The following is a 21532-nucleotide window of genomic DNA, read 5'->3' as shown; positions in this document are numbered from 1 at the left end:
GGCGCGATGGCGCGGCTTCGCCCGTTGGGTTGGGCAGCACGGAAGGTCGGGTTCGATGAATACCACTCCTGAAGAGCTGGTCAGGGCCCTCCGCACGTCGCTCAAGGAGAACGAGCGGCTCAAGCGGGAGAACCGCGAATACCTGGCTTTGCTAACCAAGGAAGCGACCGAGCCGGTGGCCTTGGTGGGGATGGCGTGCCGCTATCCGGGTGGAGTGGACTCCCCGGAGGCCTTGTGGGAGATGGTGGTTGAGGGACGCGATGTCGTGTCGGATTTCCCGTCCGACCGCGGCTGGGATGTAGCCGGGCTGTTCGATCCCGATCCCGATGCGACCGGCAAGTCGTACACCCGCAGCGGCGGATTCCTCGCGGATGTCGCCGATTTCGACGCAGCATTCTTCGGGATCGCGCCGAGCGAGGCGCTCGCGATGGATCCTCAGCAGCGCTTGTTGCTAGAGGTGTCGTGGGAGGCGTTGGAGCGGGCCGGGATTGACCCGGTCACGTTGCGGGGTTCGGCGACGGGTGTGTTTGTCGGGGTGTTCCACGGTTCGTACGGGGGCCAGGGACGGGTGCCCGGGGACCTGGAGAGATACGGGCTGCGCGGTTCGACGCTGAGTGTCGCGTCGGGGCGGGTCGCGTATTCCCTGGGACTGGAGGGCCCGGCGGTGTCGGTGGATACCGCGTGCTCGTCGTCGCTGGTGGCGTTGCATCTGGCCGCGCGGTCGCTGCGGTCGGGCGAGTGCGATGTGGCGCTGGTCGGCGGCGTGACGGTGATGGCCACCCCGGCGATGTTCGTGGAGTTCAGCCGGCAGCGGGCGCTGTCCGCCGACGGTCGATGCAAGGCCTACGCCGGTGCCGCCGACGGCACCGGTTTCTCCGAGGGCGTCGGAGCGCTGGTGCTGGAGCGGCTGGCCGATGCGCGGCGGTTGGGCCATCGGGTGTTGGCGGTGGTGCGGGGCTCCGCGGTCAATCAGGACGGCGCCTCCAACGGGTTAGCGACCCCCAACGGCCCGGCGCAGCAGCGGGTCATCCGGGCGGCGCTGGAGAGTGCGCGGCTGGGTACGGCGGACGTGGATCTGGTGGAGGGCCACGGCACCGGCACCACGTTGGGCGATCCCATTGAGGCCCAAGCGATCTTGGCGACCTACGGGCAGGATCGGCCGGCCGATCAGCCGCTGTGGTTGGGGTCGATCAAGTCCAACATGGGCCACACGTCGGCCGCAGCGGGAGTCGCCGGTGTGATCAAGCTGGTGCAGGCGATGAGCCACGGCGTGATGCCCAAGACGCTGCACGTGGATGTGCCTACGCCGCACGTGGATTGGTCGGCCGGAGCGGTGTCGTTGCTGACCGATTCGCAGCCGTGGCCGCTGCGGGATCGGCCGCGCCGGGCGGGCGTGTCGTCGTTCGGGATCAGCGGGACGAATGCGCACGTGATCCTCGAGCAAGCTCCGCCGGCGGAAAGCGTTGGGGCTACTGCGGATAGCGACATGCCGGTGGTCCCGTGGATACTGTCCGCCCGTTCCGCCGAGGCGCTGGCGGGTCAAGCCCAGCGGTTGTTGGCACACGTCGAGGCTGATCAGCACCTTGGTGCGACCGATGTGGGATGGTCGCTGGTGGCGACGCGCTCGGTGTTTGAGCATCGGGCCGTGGTCGTCGGGGCTCGCGACGAGCTGATGGCGGGGCTGGCCGGGTTGGCCGCCGGTGAGCCGGGGGCGAACGTGGTGGCCGGGCGTGCGCAGACCGTCGGCAAGACGGTGTTCGTGTTTCCCGGCCAAGGCTCGCAATGGATCGGTATGGGAGCCGAATTACTCGACAGCTCGAAGGTATTCGCCGAGCAGCTGAACCGCTGCGAAAAGGCGCTTGGTGAGCACGTGGAGTGGTCTCTGATCGATGTGATCCGAGGAGCGCCGGGCGCCCCGGGGCTCGATCGGGTGGATGTGGTGCAACCCGTCCTCTGGGCGATGATGGTGTCGCTGGCCGAATTGTGGCGCTCGGTGGGCGTGCATCCCGATGCGGTCATCGGCCACTCGCAGGGCGAGATCGCCGCGGCCTGTGTTGCCGGTGCGCTCTCGCTGGAGGATGCCGCTCGGGTGGTGGCGCTGCGCAGTCGGCTGTTGGTGCGGTTGTCGGGGGCCGGGGGAATGGTCTCGCTGGCGTGCAGTCTGCCGCAGGCACGCGAGCTGTTGGCGCCGTCGGGCGACCGCCTGAATATCGCTGCGGTCAACGGTGTTTCGGCCATCGTCGTCTCCGGAGACGTCGACGCCCTAGACGAGCTGATGCAGCGCTGTGAGGGCGCCGACGTGCGGGCCCGCAGGATCGATGTCGACTACGCCTCGCATTCGGCGCACGTCGATGCGATTCGCGAGCCGCTTGCCCAGGCGCTGACCGGCATCGAGCCACGTTCCTCCTCGGTGACCTTCTTCTCAACCGTCACCGGCGAACCCATCGACACCGCTGGTTTGAACGCCGACTACTGGTACCGCAGCATCCGCCAGACTGTGCAATTCGAACAGGCGGTGCGCACCGCGAGCGACGCCGGGTACCGGGTGTTCATCGAGTCCAGTCCGCATCCGGTGTTGATCGCCGGCATCGAAGACACTGTCGCCGACCGCAACCTCGCCGATGCCATCGTCATTCCGTCGCTGGGCCGCGACGATGGCGGGCTGGACAGGTTCTGGTTGTCCGCCGGCCAGGCTCACGCCGCGGGTGTGGTGGTGGATTGGCGTTCGGTGTTCGCCGGCGGATGCCACGTCGAGTTGCCGACGTATGCGTTTGCGGGGCGGCGATTCTGGCTGCCGCCGTTAGGCATTGGCGGCAGTGACCTGGGTGGCGTGGGTTTAGCCGGAGCCGAGCACGGCTTGCTGGGCGCCGTGGTGCAGCGGCCCGATTCCGGTGCCGTGGTACTGACCGGCCGGCTGTCGCTGGCGGCCCAACCGTGGCTGACCGATCACGCGGTCTCCGGGGTGGTGTTGTTCCCGGGGGCCGGGTTCGTGGAGTTGGCTTTGCGGGCCGGCGATGAGGTCGGCTGTGCCGTCGTCGACGAGCTGACGCTGTCAGCGCCGCTGCTGTTGCCTGCCGCCGACGGCGTCCAGGTGCAGGTCGTCGTGGGTGCCGCGGGCAGTTCGGGTCAGCGGTCCGTATCAGTGTATTCGCGTGGCGCGCAGTCCGATTCGGAATGGTCACTGCATGCCGAGGGCGTATTGAGCAGCACGCCTTCGGGCAATCCGGCCGCGGACTTGTCGGTATGGCCGCCCGCGGGAGCAGTAGCGGTGGATGTGTCCGACGCGTACCAGCAGCTGACCCGACGCGGATACGAATACGGTCCGGCGTTTCAGGGTCTGCACGCGATGTGGCGCCTCGGCAACGAAGTCTTCGCCGAAGTCGCCATACCCGAGGTCGCCGGAGTCAAGGTCGGCGGCTTCGGAATTCATCCGGTGCTCGTGGACGCCGCGCTGCATGCGATGGGAGTGGTCGGTGACCAGTCCGAGACGATGCTGCCGTTCTCCTGGCAAGGAGTCTGTCTGCATGCTGCCGGGGCCTCGCGGGCCCGCGTCCGGATAGCGCCGGTCGGTGTGAGTGCGGTCTCGGTGGACTTGGCCGACGACGCCGGCCTGCCGATTCTGTCGGTGCGCGAGCTGGTGGTTCGTCCCGTCTCGGCCGCGCAACTCACCGCGGCGGCAGCCGCCCCGCCGGCGGGCGGCGGGCTGCTCGAGGTGATGTGGTCTCCGGTGTCGTTGGAGCCCAACGCTGTTGGCGACGACGGCGTGACGGTGTGGGAGCCGAGTTTCGCAACCGGTGACGCGGTGGGATCGGTGTACGCGGCAGCTCATGAAGCGTTGAATGTGTTGCAGTCGTGGCTGGCCGGTGACGATTCGCGGCTGCTGGTTGTGCTGACGCATGGTGCGGTGGGGTTGGCTGGTGAGGATGTCACGGATCTGGCGGGTGCGGCGGTCTGGGGGTTGGTGCGTTCGGCGCAGGCCGAGCAGCCGGGCCGGGTGTTGCTGGTCGATTCCGACGGATCCGTGGACATCGGGGACGTCATCGCCTGCGGTGAACCGCAATTGGTGGTGCGTTCGGGCATCGCGCACGCGGCGCGGCTGACCCCGGCGCGGTCGGTGTCGGCGTTACCGGCAGGGCAGTGGCGGATGACCGTTGGCGGCGGCGGCACCCTGGAGGATCTGGTGGTGCGCACGCTTCCCCGCGCGGAGCTGGCCGCCGGGCAAGTACGGGTGGCGGTGGCCGCGGTCGGGGTGAACTTCCGGGATGTGCTGGTGGCGTTGGGGATGTATCCCGGCGGCGGCGAGCTGGGCGTCGACGGCGCCGGCGTGATCGTCGAGGTCGGTCCCGAAGTCCAGCGGCTTTCCGTGGGCGATCCGGTGATGGGCTTGTTAGGGGTCGTCGGATCTGAGGCCGTCGTCGATGCGCGGCTGGTGTCCGCGGTGCCGCCCGGATGGTCGTTGGCGCAAGCCGCCAGTGTGCCGGTGGTGTTCTTGACCGCCCTGTACGGACTACCGGTGTTGGCCGGCGTCAAAGCCGGGGAGAAGGTCTTGGTGCACGCCGCCACCGGCGGGGTGGGGATGGCGGCGGTGCAGTTGGCTCGGCATTGGGGTGCCGAGGTGTTCGCCACCGCCAGTCGCGGCAAGTGGGACACGTTGCGGGCGATGGGCTTTGATGACGACCACATCGGCGACACCCGGACCGTGGATTTCGAGGGGAAGTTCCTGGCGTCGACCGGCGGCGCGGGAGTCGATGTGGTGCTCAATTCGCTGGCTGGGGAGTTCCTCGACGCGTCGTTGCGGTTGTTAGTCGGTGGCGGGCGCTTCATCGAGATGGGCAAGACCGACCTTCGCGACCCTGAGACGGTGGCCCAGCAACACCACGGCGTGACATACCGGGCGTTCGACCTGATCGAGGCCGGCCCGGATCTCACCGCGACGATGCTCTCCGACCTGATGGCGATGTTCGACGCAGGCGTGTTGAAGCCGCTGCCCGTCAAGACGTTTGACGTGCGCTGCGCCTCGGCGGCGTATCGGTTCGTCAGCCAGGCCCGCCACACCGGCAAGGTGGTCCTCACCATCCCCGATGGTCCCGGCAATGCGGTGCTCGCGGGTTCCGGCGGCGGCCTGGCCGGCGGCAGTGTGCTGATCACCGGCGGCACCGGGATGGCCGGGTCGGCGGTGGCCGCCCATCTGGTGGCTCGCTATGGGGCTGCCCATGTGGTGTTGGCCAGCCGCAGCGGCGCCGGGGGCGAAGGGGTGGCGGATCTGGTCGAGCGGCTCGAAGACGCCGGAGCCCAGGTGTCGGTGGTGGCCTGCGACGTCGCCGATCGCGATGCGGTGGCGGGCCTGCTTGCCCAGTTGCCGGCGCAGTACCCGCTCAAGGGCGTGTTCCACGCCGCCGGGGTGCTCGATGACGGGTTGATCGCATCATTGACCCCCCAGCGGGTGGATACGGTGTTGCGGGCCAAGGTCGACGGCGCGTGGAATCTGCACGAGCTCACCCGCGACGTGGACTTGTCAGCGTTCGTGATGTTTTCGTCGATGGCCGGAATCGTCGGTTCCGCGGGCCAGGGAAACTATGCGGCGGCAAACAGCTTCCTTGACGAGTTGGCCACCCATCGGCGTGCCCAGGGCCTTGCCGGGTTGTCGGTGGCCTGGGGGCTGTGGGAACAGGCCAGCGGCATGACCCAACACCTCGACGAGCGCGACAAAGCCCGTATGAGCCGAATTGGGTTGGCACCCATGGCAACTGAGCAGGCACTGCGCCTGTTCGATACCGCGATGCTGGCCGAGCGCCCCATGATGGTGGCCGCCCGCATCGACCCCGGTGCACTGGCCGATAACGGTGCCTCGCTGCCCCCGCTGCTGAGTCAGCTGGTCACCCGCCCCATCCGACGCGTCATCGATGAGACCGACACCACCTCCGCCTCGATGACCGGCCTCGTCGCTCGCCTGCAGGGCCTCTCCGCCGAGCAGCGACACAGCGAACTGGTGGACCTGGTGTGCCGCAACGCCGCCACCGTACTGGGCCGCCCCAATGCCGGAGACATTAACGCCGGAAGCGTCTTTCAAGACCTCGGCTTCGACTCACTGACCGCCGTCGAACTGCGTAACCGGCTCAAAACCGCGACCGGACTCACCCTTTCGCCGACGCTGATCTTCGACTACCCGACGCCGATCGTCCTGGCGGAGCACCTCGACACCCGACTGGTGCTCCCCACGACTCCGGCCGAGCAGCCCAACCTGATGGCCCGCTTCAACGACATCACCCGGGAACTGCAAACGCTGCTGAACCAACCGGATTGGCGGCCCGATGACAAACCGCACCTCACCACTCGCATCCAGACCCTGCTGACCACGCTCAGCGCCCAGCTGGATCCATACGACCAGCAGGAAGCCGATGACGAGGACATCCACACTGCCACCGAAAGCCAACTCTTCGCGATCCTCGACGAAGAACTCGGCTCGTAAGACGCCAAGGAGCGCCAGTGTCGGACACCGACAAACATCTTGACTACCTGAAGCGGCTCACCGCAGATCTGCGGCGCACGCGGCGACGTGTGGCGGAGCTGGAGAGCAAGCTGTCCGAGCCGATCGCGGTGGTGGGAATGGCGTGCCGGTATCCGGGCGGAGTGGATTCCCCGGAGGCCATGTGGGAGATGGTGATTGACGGCCGCGACGCCGTGTCGGATTTTCCCGCGGATCGGGGCTGGGACGTGGCGGGGTTGTTCGACGCCGACCCCGATGCCCCGGGGAAAATGTACGTACGCCAGGGATCATTCCTGGCCAACGCGGGCGATTTCGATGCCGGGTTTTTCGGCGTCGGCCCCAGCGAGGCCCTGGCGATGGATCCACAGCAGCGGCTGATGCTGGAGTTGTCGTGGGAAGCCTTGGAGCGCACCGGCATTGATCCGTTGGGGTTGCGCGGTTCGGACACGGGGGTGTTCGCCGGTGTGATTCATGCCGGTTACGGGGGCCAAGTGGAAGGCGAGCTGGAGGGCTATGGGCTCACCGGATCGACGTTGAGCGTGGCCTCGGGCCGGGTGTCGTACGTGCTGGGCTTGGAAGGCCCGGCGGTGTCGGTGGATACCGCGTGCTCGTCGTCGTTGGTGGCGCTGCATTTGGCGGCACAGTCGCTGCGGTCGGGCGAATGCGACCTGGCCCTGGTCGGGGGTGTCACGGTCATGGCCACACCCGCCGCATTTGTCGAATTCAGCCGTCAGCGGGCGCTGGCCGCCGATGGCCGGTGCAAGGTCTATGCCGGTGCCGCCGACGGCACCGCATGGTCGGAAGGCGCCGGAGTCCTGGTGGTGGAGCGCCTGGCCGACGCGCGACGAGCGGGACACCCGGTCTTGGCGCTGGTGCGCGGTACCGCGGTCAATCAGGATGGCGCCTCCAACGGATTGACCGCCCCGAACGGGCCGTCCCAGCAACGTGTCATCCGCACGGCACTGGCCAGCGCGGGGCTGATGGCAGCAGATGTCGATGTCGTCGAAGGGCATGGCACCGGCACCGTGCTGGGGGATCCGATTGAGGCGCAAGCGCTGCTGGCGACCTATGGCCAGGATCGGCCGGCGGATCGACCGCTGTGGTTGGGATCGATCAAATCCAACATCGGCCACACCTCGGCCGCCGCGGGCGTCGCCGGAGTCATCAAGATGATCCAGGCGATCCAGCACGGGGTGCTGCCGCAGACATTGCACGTGGATGTGCCCACCCCGCACGTGGATTGGTCGGCGGGTGCGGTATCGCTCTTGACGGAATCCCGGGCCTGGCCGAGCGGCGATGGGCCGCGCCGAGCTGCGGTGTCGTCGTTCGGGATCAGCGGGACCAATGCACACGTGATCATCGAGCAGCCGCCGGTACCGGACGCCGAAAATATTGTGAATGAGCCTCATTCGGGGGAGACCGCGTGGGTGTTGTCGGCTCGCTCGGAACAGGCGCTGGCCAACCAGGCCAAGCGGTTGCTTGCGCACGTGTCCGGCGACACGGATCTGAGTCCGGTGGATGTGGCGTGGTCCCTGGTGACGACGCGGGCGGTCTTCGACCACCGGGCCGCAGTGGTCGGCGCGGACCGGGACCGCTTGGTAGCGGGGTTGATCGAGTTGGCCGGCGGTGACCAGAGCGCGGGTGTGGTGGCCGGGCGGGTCCGCTCGGCGGGTAAGACGGTGTTCGTCTTTCCCGGTCAGGGCTCCCAGTGGCTGGGGATGGGCCAGCAGCTCTACGGCCGTTTCCCGGAGTTCGCGCGGGCGTTCGACGAGGCGGCAGCGGCGTTGGATCCGCAGCTGCGGTTGCCGCTACGGCAGGTGATGTGGGGCACTGATGCCGACCTGCTGCAAAGTACGGAGTTCGCGCAGCCGGCGCTGTTCGCGACCGAGGTGGCGTTGGCAGCGTTGCTCCAGCACTGTGGTGTGCTGCCCGACGTGGTGACGGGTCATTCCGTGGGCGAGATCACCGCCGCCTACGTAGCGGGCGTGCTGTCGCTCTCGGATGCGGCCAAAGTGGTTGCGGGGCGGGGCCGGTTGATGGCGGCGTTGCCGCCCGGGGGCGCGATGGTCGCCATAGCTACCGGCGAAGCCGAAGTCACGCCGTTGCTGACCGCGGAGGTGAATCTCGCGGCGGTCAATGCCCCACACGCCGTGGTGATTTCGGGTACTGACGCCGCGGTCACCGCGGTGGTCGACGAGCTGGCACAGCGGGGCCGCCGGGTGCACCGGCTGGCGGTGTCGCACGCGTTTCATTCCTCGCTCATGGAGCCGATGCTCGAGGAGTTCACCCAGCTGGTGACCGGAGTTTCGCCATCGCCCCCGCGAATAGGGTTGGTGTCCAACCTGACTGGACAATTGGCCGGTCCCGGGTACGGGTCGCCGCAATACTGGGTCGAGCACGTGCGCCAGCCGGTACGTTTCGCCGACGGGATCCGGGCCGCCGAATCGTTGGGCGCCAAGGCTTTCGTCGAAGTCGGTCCGGGGCGCGGTCTGACCGCTGCTGTCGAGCAGTCGTTGACCACCGAGCAGGCGACATCGGTAATCACGCTGGCCAAAGATCGGCCCGAGGCCGAGTCGACGCTGATGGCGCTCGGGCATTTGTTCACCATCGGCGTCGGAGTGAATTGGCCCGCGGCGGTGGGAGACGGGCGCCGGGTCGACTTACCGACTTATGGCTTCGTCCGGCAGCGGTTCTGGCTACCTCTCGGAGCGGTGGGATCGGGAAACGTGAGCGGTGTCGGTCTGGCCCGGGCCGCGCACCCATTGCTGGGCGCGGTGGTGGAGCGGCCCGACTCGGGTGGCGTGGTGCTGACGGGCTCGTTGTCGGTGGGCGGATCGCCGTGGCTGGCGGACCACGTCGTCGACGCGGTGGTGTTATTCCCCGGTGCCGGGTTCGTGGAGTTGGCCTTGCGGGCCGGCGACGAGGTCGGCTGTTCTGTGGTGGATGAGCTGACGTTGTTGGCGCCGTTGGTGTTACCGCCGGGCGGCGCCGCCCGCGTGCAAGTCGTCGTCGACGCCGCGGGTGAGTCGGGTTCCCGGGCCGTATGGGTGTATTCGCGTGGTGCGGCGCCGGATTCGGTGTGGGTGCTGCACGCGCAGGGCGCGTTGAGTCCCACGCAGCCCGAGCCCGCCGCGGACCTGTCGGTGTGGCCGCCGGTAGGGGCCTCCGTGGTCGATGCCGGCGACGTGTACGAGGTGCTGGCGGCCCGGGGCTACGAGTACGGGCCCGCATTCCGCGGTCTGCAAACCCTGTGGCGGCGCGGGCAAGAGGTCTTCGCCGAAGTGAGCGCCGGCGAGGGCGTGCCAATGGGCGGCTTTGGGATTCATCCCGTCGTGCTGGATGCCGCGTTGCATGCCTGGGGGATTGCCGAGGGCGGCGATTCGACGATGCTGCCGTTCTCCTGGCAAGGAGTCTGCCTGCATGCTGCCGGGGCATCACGAGTCCGGGTCCGGATAGCGCCGGTCGGCACCGGGGCCGTCTCAGTGGACTTGGCCGACGGGACGGGCCTTCCGGTTTTGTCGGTGCGGGAGTTGGTCGTTCGCCCGATCTCCATCGGTGCGCTATCGGCGGCATTGGCAGCGGCCGCCGGCGGCGGCGGCGGACTGTACGAAGTCGCCTGGTCCCCGGTGTCGTTGGAACCCAACGCTGTTGCCGCGGAGGACGTCACGATGTGGGAGCCGAGTTTCGGAACCGGTGACGCGGTGGGATCGGTGTACGCGGCAGCTCATGAAGCCTTAGGCGTGATGCAGTCGTGGCTGGCCGGTGACGGCTCGGGAGTGCTGGTTGTGCTGACGCATGGTGCGGTGGGGTTGGCCGGCGAGGATGTCACGGATCTCGCGGGTGCGGCGGTCTGGGGGTTGGTGCGTTCGGCGCAGGCCGAGCAGCCGGGTCGGGTGGTGTTGGTCGATTCCGACGGATCATTAGATGTTGGCGAGGTCATCGCCTGTGGTGAACCGCAATTGGTGGTGCGTTCCGGGGTCGCACATGCGGCGCGACTGGCTGCGGTCGGAGCCGGAGCCGTGCTGGAGTTGCCCGCCGGCGGATGGCGATTGGCCGCGGGCGGCGGCGGCACATTAGAAGACGTGGTGGTCGCCCCGGCCGGGCCGGCGGAGCTGGGTGCCGGGCAGGTGCGGGTGGCGGTGGCCGCGGTCGGGGTGAACTTCCGGGATGTGCTGGTGGCGTTGGGGATGTATCCCGGCGGCGGCGAACTCGGAGCTGAGGGCGCTGGAGTGGTGCTCGAAGTAGGCCCCGAGGTGACCGGCCTGGCCGTTGGTGATCCCGTGATGGGTTTGGTGGGGGTGGTGGGCTCTGAGGCGGTGGTGGATGCGCGGTTGGTAACCGCGGTGCCCACCGGATGGTCCATGGCACAGGCCGCCAGTGTGCCGGTGGTGTTTCTGACCGCCATGTACGGGTTGTCGGTGTTGGCCGGTGTCAAAGCCGGGGAGAAGGTCTTGGTGCATGCCGCCACCGGTGGGGTGGGGATGGCGGCGGTGCAGTTGGCTCGGCATTGGGGTGCCGAGGTATTCGTCACTGCCAGCCGTGGTAAGTGGGACACGTTGCGGGCGATGGGTTTTGATGACGACCACATCGGCGACACCCGGACTGTGGATTTCGAGGGGAAGTTCCTGGCGACCACCGGCGGGGCCGGGGTCGATGTGGTGCTCAATTCGCTGGCTGGGGAGTTCCTCGACGCGTCGTTGCGGTTGTTGGTCGGTGGCGGGCGCTTCATCGAGATGGGCAAGACCGACCTTCGCGACCCGGAGACGGTGGCCCAACAACACCCGGGCGTGATGTATCGGGCATTCGATCTCATGGAAGCCGGCCCGGACCACATCGCATCCATGTGGTCGGAGTTGCTCGGACTGTTCGGAACCGGCGTGTTGAAGCCGTTGCCGGTCAAGGCGTTTGATGTGCGGTGTGCGTCGGCGGCGTATCGGTTCGTCAGTCAGGCCCGTCAGATCGGCAAGGTGGTGCTCACTTTGCCCGATGGTCCGGACGATCCGGTGCTGGCGAGTTCGGGTGGTGGCCTGGCCGGGGCCAGCGTGGTGATCACCGGCGGCACCGGGATGGCCGGGGCAGCGGTGGCCAGGCATTTGGTGGCTCGTTACGGGGTGGCCCATGTGGTGTTGGTCAGCCGCAGCGGCTCCGATGCCGAGGGTGTGGCGGATCTGGTGGACCAGCTCAAAGGCGCCGGTGCCGAGGTGTCGGTGGTGGCCTGCGATGTGGCCGATCGGGAGGCGGTGGCGGGGCTGCTCGCCCAGTTGCCGGCGCAGTACCCGCTCAAGGGCGTGTTCCATGCTGCCGGGGTGATTGATGACGGGTTGATCGCGTCGTTGACGCCGGATCGGGTCGATACGGTGTTGCGGGCCAAGGTCGATGGTGCCTGGAATCTGCACGATCTCACCCGCGACGTGGATTTGTCGGCGTTCGTGCTGTTTTCGTCGATGGCCGGGATCGTGGGTTCCCCGGGTCAGGGCAACTATGCGGCGGCGAACAGTCTTCTCGACGGCTTGGCCGCCTATCGGCGTGCCCAGGGTTTGGCGGGGTTATCGGTGGCCTGGGGGCTGTGGGAACAGGCCAGCGGCATGACTCAACACCTCAGCGAGCGCGACAAAGCCCGCATGAGCCGAGGCGGGCTGGCACCGCTGTCGACCCCCCACGCGCTCCAGCTTTTCGACGAGGCCATGCTGGCCGATCGCCCGCTGCTGGTGGCCGCCCGCATCGACGCATCGGGGCTGGGCGCGAGCGGTGCGGTGCCGCCGGTGCTTCGTGACCTGGTCGCGCGGCCGGGCCGGCGACTCATCAGTGATACCGGCGCAGCGGTGTCGACGTCGGGGTTGGCCACCCGGCTGCAGGGGCTGAGTCCCGAGCAGCGTCACCATCAGCTAGTCGAACTGGTCTGCACCAACGCGGCAACTGTGTTGGGCAGGTCCGCCGCTGATATCGAGGCTCAGCTGCCATTCCAAGACCTCGGGTTCGACTCGCTGACCGCAGTGGAGCTGCGTAACCGCCTCAAAACCGCTACCGGGCTTACCCTTTCGCCTAGCCTGATCTTCGACTTTCCCACCCCGGAAGCGCTGGCCGAACACGTCGACGAACAGCTCAGTTCCGTGGTGACCGGTGCGCCCGCCGGTGAGCCCGACCAGTTGGCTCGCTTCAACGACATCGCCCGCGAACTGCAAACACTGGTCAACCAGCCCGGGTGGACGCAGGACGACAAAACCGGCCTGGCTGCCCGCATCCAAGCCATCGTGAGCGAGCTCGAAACCCCACCGCTGCTGACGTCCATCGACGCGCACGCTCTCGATGAGGACGACATCACCACTGCCACCGAACGCGAACTGTTCGCCATCCTCGATGACGATCTCGGCCCCTGATGTCACCGACCGACGTAGCAATCATCGGCCTTGCCTGTAGGTTGCCTGGCGCCGCCACCCCCCGTGACTTCTGGCATCTCGTGCGTGACGGACTGGAAGTAACCCAATTACCGGGCAGTATCGACGAGTTCGATGCGGACTTTTTCAACCTATCGCCCCGCGAGGCATGCGCGATGGACCCGCGTCAGCGGCTGGCGCTCGAATTGGCCTGGGAACTCTTCGAAGACGCATTCCTGGTGCCGGAAACCCTGCACGGCGAACAGGTGTCGATTTACCTCGGGGCAATGACCGATGACTACGCCGTCCTGACGCTTCGCGATGGCGCGGACAAGCTCGATCATCACTCGTTCGGCGGTGTCAGTCGCGCGATGATCGCCAACAGGATCTCTTACGCCCTCGGGTTGCACGGCTCCAGCATGATTATCGATTCCGGTCAATCGTCGTCACTGGTCGCGGTTCACCTTGCCTGCGAAAGCCTGCGCGCGGGCGAGGCGTCGCTGGCGGTAGCCGGCGGGATCCACCTCAATCTCGCAGACGAAACCGCAATGCTCGAACAGGAATTCGGCGCACTGTCGACATCGGGCCATACCTACGCATTCGATGGACGCGCGGATGGCTACGTGCGGGCCGAGGGTGCCGGCATGGTGCTGTTGAAGCCGCTCACTGCCGCCCTCCAAGACGGGAACAGAATCCGCGCCGTCATCCGGGGGAGTGCGGTCGGCAATGCCGGGCACAGTTCCGCCGGACAGACCGTGCCCTCGGTTTCGGGACAAGCCGACGTCATCCGCCGTGCGCTCGCGTGCGCCGGTCTCGGCGGGGACGACATCGACTACGTTGAGGCACACGGAACCGGAACCGAAGTCGGCGACCCGGTCGAGGCGAAGGCACTGGGCGAGATATTCGCCGAGCGCCGACAGCATCCGGTACGCGTGGGATCGGTCAAAACCAACATCGGCCACACCGGAAGTGCCGCGGGAATCGCGGGCCTACTCAAGGCCGTGCTGGCGATCGAAAACAGCCTGATCCCGCCCAGCCTGAACTACGACAGCGCGGCCCCCGGCAATGACCTGAAAAGCCATGGACTGCAGGTCAACACCGCTCTGACGACGTGGCCGGCAGCCGGCCGGCCGCGGCGGGCCGGGGTGTCGTCGTTCGGAATGGGCGGGACGAACGTCCATGTGATCCTCGAGGGGGCGCCCTCGCAGCCGGACGGTGCTGGGACCGAACCTCAACCGGACGGCGCGGTGGCATGGGTGCTGACCGCGCGTTCGGAGCAGGCCTTGACCAGCCAGGCCGCACGGTTGGCGGCCCACCTGGCCGCCGATGAGGATCTGACGGTGCCGGACGTGGCGTGGTCGTTGGCCACCACGCGGTCGATCTTTGAACATCGGGCGGTACTGGTGGGAAGCGATCGCGGAGTCCTCACAACGGGTTTGGCGCGATTGGCCGCCGGCGACCCGGGTGCGGTGGCCGGCCGGGCCAGACCAACCGGCAAGACGGTGTTCGTGTTTCCGGGCCAAGGCTCCCAGTGGTTGGGAATGGGGCAGCAGCTGTACGACCGGTTTCCGGTGTTCGCGCGGGTTTTCGATGAAGCCATCGATGCGATGGACGCTTATCTGCGTTCGGCTTTGCGCGACGTGATCTGGGGTCCTGATCCAGAGCTGCTGGCCAACACCGAGTTTGCCCAGCCGGCGCTGTTCGTCGTCGAGGTGGCATTGGCGGCGTTGTTGCAAGCTTGGGGAATCGAACCGGATCTTGTGATGGGCCATTCGGTGGGTGAGATCAGCGCGGCCCACGTCGCGGGTGTGCTGACGCTTGACGATGCCGCGCGTCTGGTGGCGGCCCGGGGCCGTTTGATGGCGGAGCTGCCGGCCGGCGGGGTGATGATCGCGGTCGCCGCCGGCGAGGACGAGGTGACTCCGTTGCTCACCGACGGTGTCGCCATTGCGGCGGTCAATGCGCAAAATTCCGTGGTGCTTTCCGGTGCCGAGGCCCCGGTCGGCGCCCTCGCGGATCGGCTGGCTCAGCAGGGGAAGCGGCTGCATCGGTTGGCGGTGTCGCACGCGTTTCATTCTGTGTTGGTCGAGCCCATGATTGGGGAGTTCGCCCGCCTGCTCGCCGACATCAAGGCCGGCGAGCCGCGGATTGGCTTGGTGTCCAACGTGACTGGACAGCTCGCCGGTGCTGACTACGGCTCGGCACAGTATTGGGTTGAGCACGTGCGCCGGCCGGTGCGTTTTGTCGACGGCGTGCGGTTGGCGGAGTCCCTGGGGGCCGGCGTATTCGTCGAGGTGGGTCCCGCCGCCGGCCTGACTGCGGCGGTGGAGCAGTCGCTGAGCACCGAGCACGCCGCCGCGGTGGCGACGTTGTCCAAGGACCAACCCGAAATCGACGCGCTGCTGACCGCGGCCGGGCAATTATTTGCGCACGGCGCGGCGGTCGATTGGCCGTCGATTCTTAGCGGCCTCGGTGCCCGCCGAGTCGAGCTGCCGACGTATGGCTTTGCCCGGCAGCGGTTTTGGCTCGGTCTGGGCGGAGATGCGCCGGCTCCAGTGAGTCGGGCCGCCGACCTGGCTGAGCAGCTGCAAACACTGGCCCCCGAGGATCAGCATCGGCGGCTGGTGGAATTGGTGTGCGGGCATTCCGCGACCGTGTTGGGGCACTCGAGCAGTCGTGACATCGATGTCGGGCGCGCTTTTCAAGACATCGGGTTTGAATCACTCACCGGCGTCGAACTTCGCAACCGCCTCAAAGCTGCCACCGGGTTGGCCTTGTCGCGCACTCTGATCTTCGATTTTCCCACTCCGTCGGCGCTGGCCGATCACCTGCGTCAGCAGTTGCTTCACGACGATCGCGAAAATTCCGACGACGAGAAGATTTGGGCTTCGCTGCGGAAAATCCCGCTGCGCGAACTTCGACGAACCGGATTGCTCGACAAATTATTGCTGCTGGCCGGCGAGTCCGAAATCTCGCTCGCCGATCCCGACGTCAGTAATGACATCATCGACTCGTTAAGCACCGACGCATTGATCGCTATGGCGTTGGAGTCCGACAAAGCGGATGATGCGGAATGACGAAATCCACGCTGGCGGAGATGATTCCGTGTTCTCCCGGCGCCCTCGTATACGACACATGTTGAATAGTCGTAACTTTGCGGGCCTGAACCAGACCGCATAAACTTTCGTGTAACGGGTGCAATCGTTTTGAGCAGAGGCTGGGTATGAGCGTCATCGCAGGTGTGTTCGGTGCATTGCCACCGCACCGTTACAGCCAGAGCGAGATCACCGACCAATTCGTCGAGTTCCCGGCATTAAAGGAGCACGAGGAGATCGTCCGGCGTCTGTACGCCGGCGCGAAGGTCAACAGCCGCCACCTGGTCCTGCCCCTCGAGCAATACGCGTCGCTGACCGACTTCAGCGAGACGAACGAGATTTTCATCGAAAACGCCGTTGACCTTGGCTGTGAAGCGCTGCTGGGCGCCCTTGACGAGGCCGGACTGCTGCCCAAAGACATCGACATGATCGTCACCACGACCGTCACCGGCATCGCGGTGCCGTCGCTGGATGCCCGCATCGCCGGCCGGGTTGGCCTGCGCCCGGATGTGCGCCGGATGCCGCTGTTCGGCCTGGGCTGTGCGGCCGGTGCGGCGGGGGTGGCCACGCTGCACAACTATCTGCGGGGCGCGCCCGACGGCGTCGCGGTAACGGTGTCGGTCGAGCTCTGCTCGCTGACGTTCCCCACGGTCAAACCGACCGTGTCGGGGCTGGTCGGGACCGCGATGTTCGGTGATGGGGCGGCCGCGGTGGTCGCCGTCGGTGATCGTCGCGCCGAACAAGACCGGCAGGTGCGCGCCGGCGGGCCCGACATCGTCGATTCGCGCAGCCGCCTCTACCCGGAATCGCTGAACATGATGGCGTGGAACGTCAGTTCCGCCGGTCTTCAGCCCATATTCTCCCCAGAGCTCGCCACGGTGATCGAGCAGAACCTGGCCGACGACGTCGATCAGTTCCTCAGCGGACACAGCTTGACCAGGGGCGACATCGAAGCATGGGTGAGCCATCCGGGCGGCCCCAAGGTCATCGATGCGATCGGCAAGAGCCTCGACCTGCCGCCCGAGGCGCTCGAGCTGACCTGGCGCTCGCTCGGCGAGATCGCCAACCTCTCGTCTGCCTCGGTGCTGCACGTCCTGCGCGACACCATCGCCAAGCCGCCGCACAGCGGCAGCCCCGGTCTGATCATCGCGATGGGTCCGGGATTCTCGTCCGAGCTCGTGCTACTGCGCTGGCACTGAGTCGGCAATCTCGACGATCAGGCCCGGCTTGGGACTCAGCGCTGCGAGGTTGGCGGCGCGGATGCGCTGGGCGGGCAATCGCAGCTTCGTTCTGGCGATCAGCCGGGCAAGCATGACGGTCATCTCGGTCGTGGCCATCACTGCACCGATGCACCGGTGCAACCCGCCGCTGAACGGGATGAACTCATGCGGTGCGGGTTTGCGGTAATCCGGTGATCCCGGATCCCAGCGCGCCGGTCGGAAGTCGGTCGGATCCGGCCACAGCTCGGGCAGCCGGTGGGTGACGTACGCGCTGAAGATCAGCAACCGGCCGGCGCGGATCCGGTGCCCGTCGAACCAGAGGTCGCGCATCACTCTGCGGGCCGAGATTACGCCGGGTGAATACAGCCGAAGCGTCTCGTGGACGACGCCGTTGAGGTAGGTGAGCGCATCGAGGTTGGTCCCGGACCAGGTGTGCGGCGGCCGGTCGCCGAGTACACGGCGAACTTCGTCGTCGGCGTTGTCCCATGCTCGCGGCAGGGTAAGCAGCGTGTAGATCGCCCAGGCCAGTGCGCCGCTCGTGGTCTCGTAACCGGCGGTGATCAGCGAAATGATCGAATCGCGAATCTCGTTGTTGCTCAACGCGTATCCCTCTTCGCCGCGACCGTTGATCAACATGGTCATCATGTGGTCGTCGGGTCTGGGCGCAGTGCGCGCATCGGCGACCTGGGCATCGATGAAGTCGTTGAGGCGCTTGCGGGCGGCCATCGCCCGTCGCCACCCGGGGGAGTGGAGGCGCTGGTGTAGCGCCACCATTTGGGGCAGCTGGTGGGTCAGGTCCAGCAAGGGTTGGAGTTGCTCGCCGAGGAAGTCGGAGTGCATCGCCAAGCGCGGGCCGAACAGGCTCTCGGCGGTGCTGCGCCGGACCGCGGAGCGGCACTGCCGGTAGATGTCCAGCCGCTGACCGGGCCGCCAGCCATCGATGACGGCGTCGATATTGGACGCCATGGTCTGCACGTAGTCCTGGATCTGCCGGTGGCGCAGCCCCGGGGCGACGACACTGCGGCGGCGGCGATGGTCGTCCCCGTCGCTGACGATCAGGGCGGTGGGGCCGTCGACGATTGCCAGGCTCTCGAATGTCTGTGCCCAGCTGAAGGCGTCGGCATTGGCAAACACGAACTTGTTCGCCTCGGGACCCAGCAGATAGGTGTAGCCGTGCCGGCCGATACCGGAATTGATCACCGCGCCCCGCCGCCGGTACAGGGCGAGCAGCGCTTCGCCGGGCAGATAGGACACCGGTCGGCGCGGTTGCTTATTCATGGGAATCACTCCACCGCTTCCGAGAGCTCCAGCCAGCGACTCTCCAGCGCGCCGACCTCGTCTTCCAGGGCGCGTAGTTCGGCTGTCAGCCGGGTGATGGCGACGTGATCGGACTGGTCATGGTTGGCGAGTTCGACGTGTTTGGCCGCAATGCGATCGGCCAGCCGGGCGAGCTGGCGGTCGACCGAGGTCAGTTCCTTCTCGGCGGCGCGACGTTGCGCGCCCGACATCGCCTCGGGCTTGGGGGTCGCCCGCGCCGCTTCCGGGGCACCCGCGGAATGGGCAGCCAGTCGCAGGTATTCGTCCACGCCGCCCGGCAGGTGGCGCAACCGGCCGTCGAGAATCGCGTACTGCTGATCGGTGATGCGTTCGAGGAGATAGCGGTCGTGTGAGACGACGATCAAGGTGCCCGGCCAGGAGTCGAGCAAATCCTCGGTGGCGGTCAGCATGTCGGTGTCGACATCGTTGGTGGGCTCGTCGAGCAGCAGCACGTTCGGCTCGGACAGCAGGGTGAGCATCAGCTGCAACCGCCGCCGCTGCCCGCCGGAGAGTTCGCCGACCCGTGCGGAGAGCTCGGTGAAACCGAGTCGCTCCAGCAACTGGGCGGGGGTGACCTCGCGGCCTTCGACTTCGTACCCACCGGGCAGCCGGCCCAACACGTCAGCGATCCGGTCGTCGGCGACGTCGGCTAACCGATCGCCCTGCTGATCGAGCACCGCCAACTGAACGGTCTTGCCGCGTTTGACCCGCCCGGTGTCCGGCGTGACGGTACCGGCGATCAAACCCAGCAGCGTCGACTTGCCCGCGCCGTTGGCGCCGACGATGCCGCTCCGTTCACCCGGGCCGATCCGCCACTCGACGTCGCGCAGCACGGGGCGACCGTCGAACGAAACCGACACATCGAGCAGGTCGATCACGTCCTTGCCGAGCCGGGCGGTGGCCAGCTTGGCCAACTCGACGGCGTTGCGCAGCGGCGGCACGTCGGCGATCAGCTGGTTGGCAGCATCGATCCGGAACTTCGGCTTGGAGGTCCGCGCGGGCGGGCCCCGGCGCAGCCAGGCCAGCTCCTTGCGCATCAAGTTCTGCCGCTTGGCCTCGGACGCGGCGGCCTGCCGGTCCCGCTCGACGCGCTGCAGGACGTACGCGGCGTACCCGCCGTCGAAGGGTTCGACGATTCCGTCGTGCACCTCCCACGTCGTGGTGGCGACTTCGTCGAGAAACCAGCGGTCGTGCGTCACCACCAGCAGCCCGCCGGTGTTGCGTGCCCAGCGCTGCTGCAGGTGGCCGGCCAGCCAGGTGATGCCCTCGATGTCGAGGTGGTTGGTGGGCTCGTCGAGAGCGATCACGTCCCACTCGCCGATCAGCAGTTCGGCCAGTTGCACTCGTCGGCGTTGCCCACCGCTGAGCGTGGAAACCGTTGCATCCCAATCGATATCGGACACCAGACCGCCGACCACGTCACGGATACGCGGGTCGCCGGCCCACTGATGATCGGCCTGGTCGCCGACCAGTGTCCAGCCGACGGTGCGCTCGGGGTCCAGGGTGTCGGCCTGGCTCAGCGCGCTGACCCGCAATCCGCTGCGCTGGGTGACCCGGCCGGAATCGGGCCGCAATTGACCGGTCAGCAGACGCAGCAGGCTGGACTTGCCGTCGCCGTTGCGCCCGACGATGCCGGTGCGCGCGCCGTCGTTGACCCCGAGCGAGATCGAATCGAACACGACCTGCGTGGGGTATTCGAGGTGAACGGCCTCGGCTCCGATCAGGTGTGCCACTGGGCCGACGCTAGCAAGGTCGGCGCTTGCGATCTCGACCACACCATCCCGTACGACGACGGGGAGCTACCCACGTCGAACTTGAAGTGTCTGTGCCGGACACACCCGGTACTGACGACGGTCTACACCGGCCGCAAAGCAGCGGTATGACGTCTCGCCGCCGGAACAAACTCGGTCGGTTTGTTGGGATCGGTAGCAACCCGGCCCGTATCTAAATGGTTCGCGTAGACAAATACCTATGCGACGGATTCAGTGCGTGCCGATACTGATCGTCAGCATCTTCAAGGAAGGGAGCGAGACCGTGTCGCACTATCGAACCGTGAAGAGGATGCTCGGTGGAACGCTGCTGTCGGGTGGTATCGCCGCAGCCCTTTTGGGCGTGGGAGCCCCCACCGCGCAGGCCGAGCCGTACTTTGGGCCGTGGACATGCTGCCCCGGACAGAAAGAAGGACATCCCCAAGGCCCCGGTCCGGGATGCCCTTTTTCGGGTGCGGGGGCTAACTGGGACAGGAATGTCTGCCACACGTGGTGGAGCGTCTACTACGGGCACGGAAACGTCGGGCCCAATACTTGGGATGGACCTGATGCACCGCCGCCCGAGGCGACGCAGAAGCCATGGTGCGGTTTCCCTTTCATGTGTTCAGGAACACCATGATCAGCGGCTGATACCACCCCGGGTTGAACCAGAAGTACACGTGGGGTGGGAGCGAGATGCTCTCAAAAGCTGTAGCACGGCCCAACACCCGAGAAGTCCGTGGAGTGTACTTTAGCTAGTCGCTACCAGCACCGCAGTAGATATTTCGAGGCCGCCGAAGGGGCTACCCCGGTGGCGGTTTCTTCCCCAGTTCCGTGCCACCGCCGGTTCGGTCGCTCTAGCGTGAGGTCGTGACAACAGCCGACCAAGCCGACCCAACGTCATCCCTGCCGACCTCGCGCAAAGTCCTCTGCGTCGTCTACGCCGCTATCGCTGTCGCCGCGCTCATCGCGACTTGGAGCCAGATAGTCACGTTTTGGCGCGACGCCAAGGTCAACTCGGCCTCTCGGGTCATCACGGTCGAAGCCTTGATGCTGAGCTTTTCCGTAGCGGTCTTGACCATAATCGAAGGCCGGAAGTATCACGTGAGATGGGTGTGGCTGTATATAGCCGGGTTCTTCGCTGCAGTGAGCGTGGCCTTCCCGCTGTTCCTGATCGCCCGCGAATTGCGCATGGGCGACTCCGAGACGCCACGCGTCGGGACGGTCGACACGATCATGCTCGCCATGATTGCCATTGCCGTGGCTGGCCTAACGATCTGGGCCTAACGAT

General features: G+C 66.9%; 7 protein-coding genes. 5 read left to right on the top strand and 2 right to left on the bottom strand.

Annotated elements, in window-relative coordinates:
* Positions 1–55 precede the first annotated feature (55 nt).
* The 4 genes from ACTXG5_RS20605 to ACTXG5_RS20590 all read left to right on the top strand — a co-directional run bounded on the left by ACTXG5_RS20605 (position 56) and on the right by ACTXG5_RS20590 (position 17155).
* On the top strand, positions 56–6469 hold the full coding sequence (locus tag ACTXG5_RS20605; RefSeq protein ID WP_445160551.1) for an SDR family NAD(P)-dependent oxidoreductase: 6414 nt from the start codon (positions 56–58) through the stop codon (positions 6467–6469).
* Positions 6470–6486: 17 nt separating this feature from the next.
* The gene (locus ACTXG5_RS20600; RefSeq protein ID WP_445160550.1) at positions 6487–12864 is read left to right on the top strand and encodes an SDR family NAD(P)-dependent oxidoreductase; all 6378 of its coding nucleotides are present in this window, start codon (positions 6487–6489) and stop codon (positions 12862–12864) included.
* Positions 12864–15938, top strand: a complete 3075-nt coding sequence (locus ACTXG5_RS20595) for a type I polyketide synthase (protein ID WP_445160549.1) — start codon at positions 12864–12866, stop codon at positions 15936–15938. Before ACTXG5_RS20600 ends, ACTXG5_RS20595 begins: the two co-directional genes overlap by 1 nt.
* Before the next feature lie 146 nt (positions 15939–16084).
* Entirely contained in the window at positions 16085–17155 is a 1071-nt protein-coding gene (locus ACTXG5_RS20590; RefSeq protein WP_445160548.1) for a type III polyketide synthase, read from the top strand.
* On the opposite strand, the gene ACTXG5_RS20585 is transcribed toward ACTXG5_RS20590, so the two are convergent.
* Entirely contained in the window at positions 17138–18430 is a 1293-nt protein-coding gene (locus ACTXG5_RS20585) for a cytochrome P450 (protein WP_445164522.1), read from the bottom strand. The genes ACTXG5_RS20590 and ACTXG5_RS20585 overlap by 18 nt on opposite strands.
* A 29-nt stretch (positions 18431–18459) precedes the next feature.
* A complete protein-coding gene (locus ACTXG5_RS20580; RefSeq protein WP_445160547.1) occupies positions 18460–20226 on the bottom strand; it encodes an ABC-F family ATP-binding cassette domain-containing protein in 1767 nt (588 codons plus the stop codon).
* Positions 20227–21111: 885 nt separating this feature from the next.
* Here ACTXG5_RS20580 and ACTXG5_RS20575 point away from each other — a divergent pair.
* The gene (locus ACTXG5_RS20575) at positions 21112–21528 is read left to right on the top strand and encodes a DUF2834 domain-containing protein (RefSeq protein WP_445160546.1); all 417 of its coding nucleotides are present in this window, start codon (positions 21112–21114) and stop codon (positions 21526–21528) included.
* Positions 21529–21532 lie beyond the last annotated feature (4 nt).

The organism is Mycobacterium sp. Dal123C01 (assembly GCF_052566995.1).
Note: the sequence above shows the minus strand (reverse complement) of the source record. Positions and strands in the feature narration are given on the sequence as shown.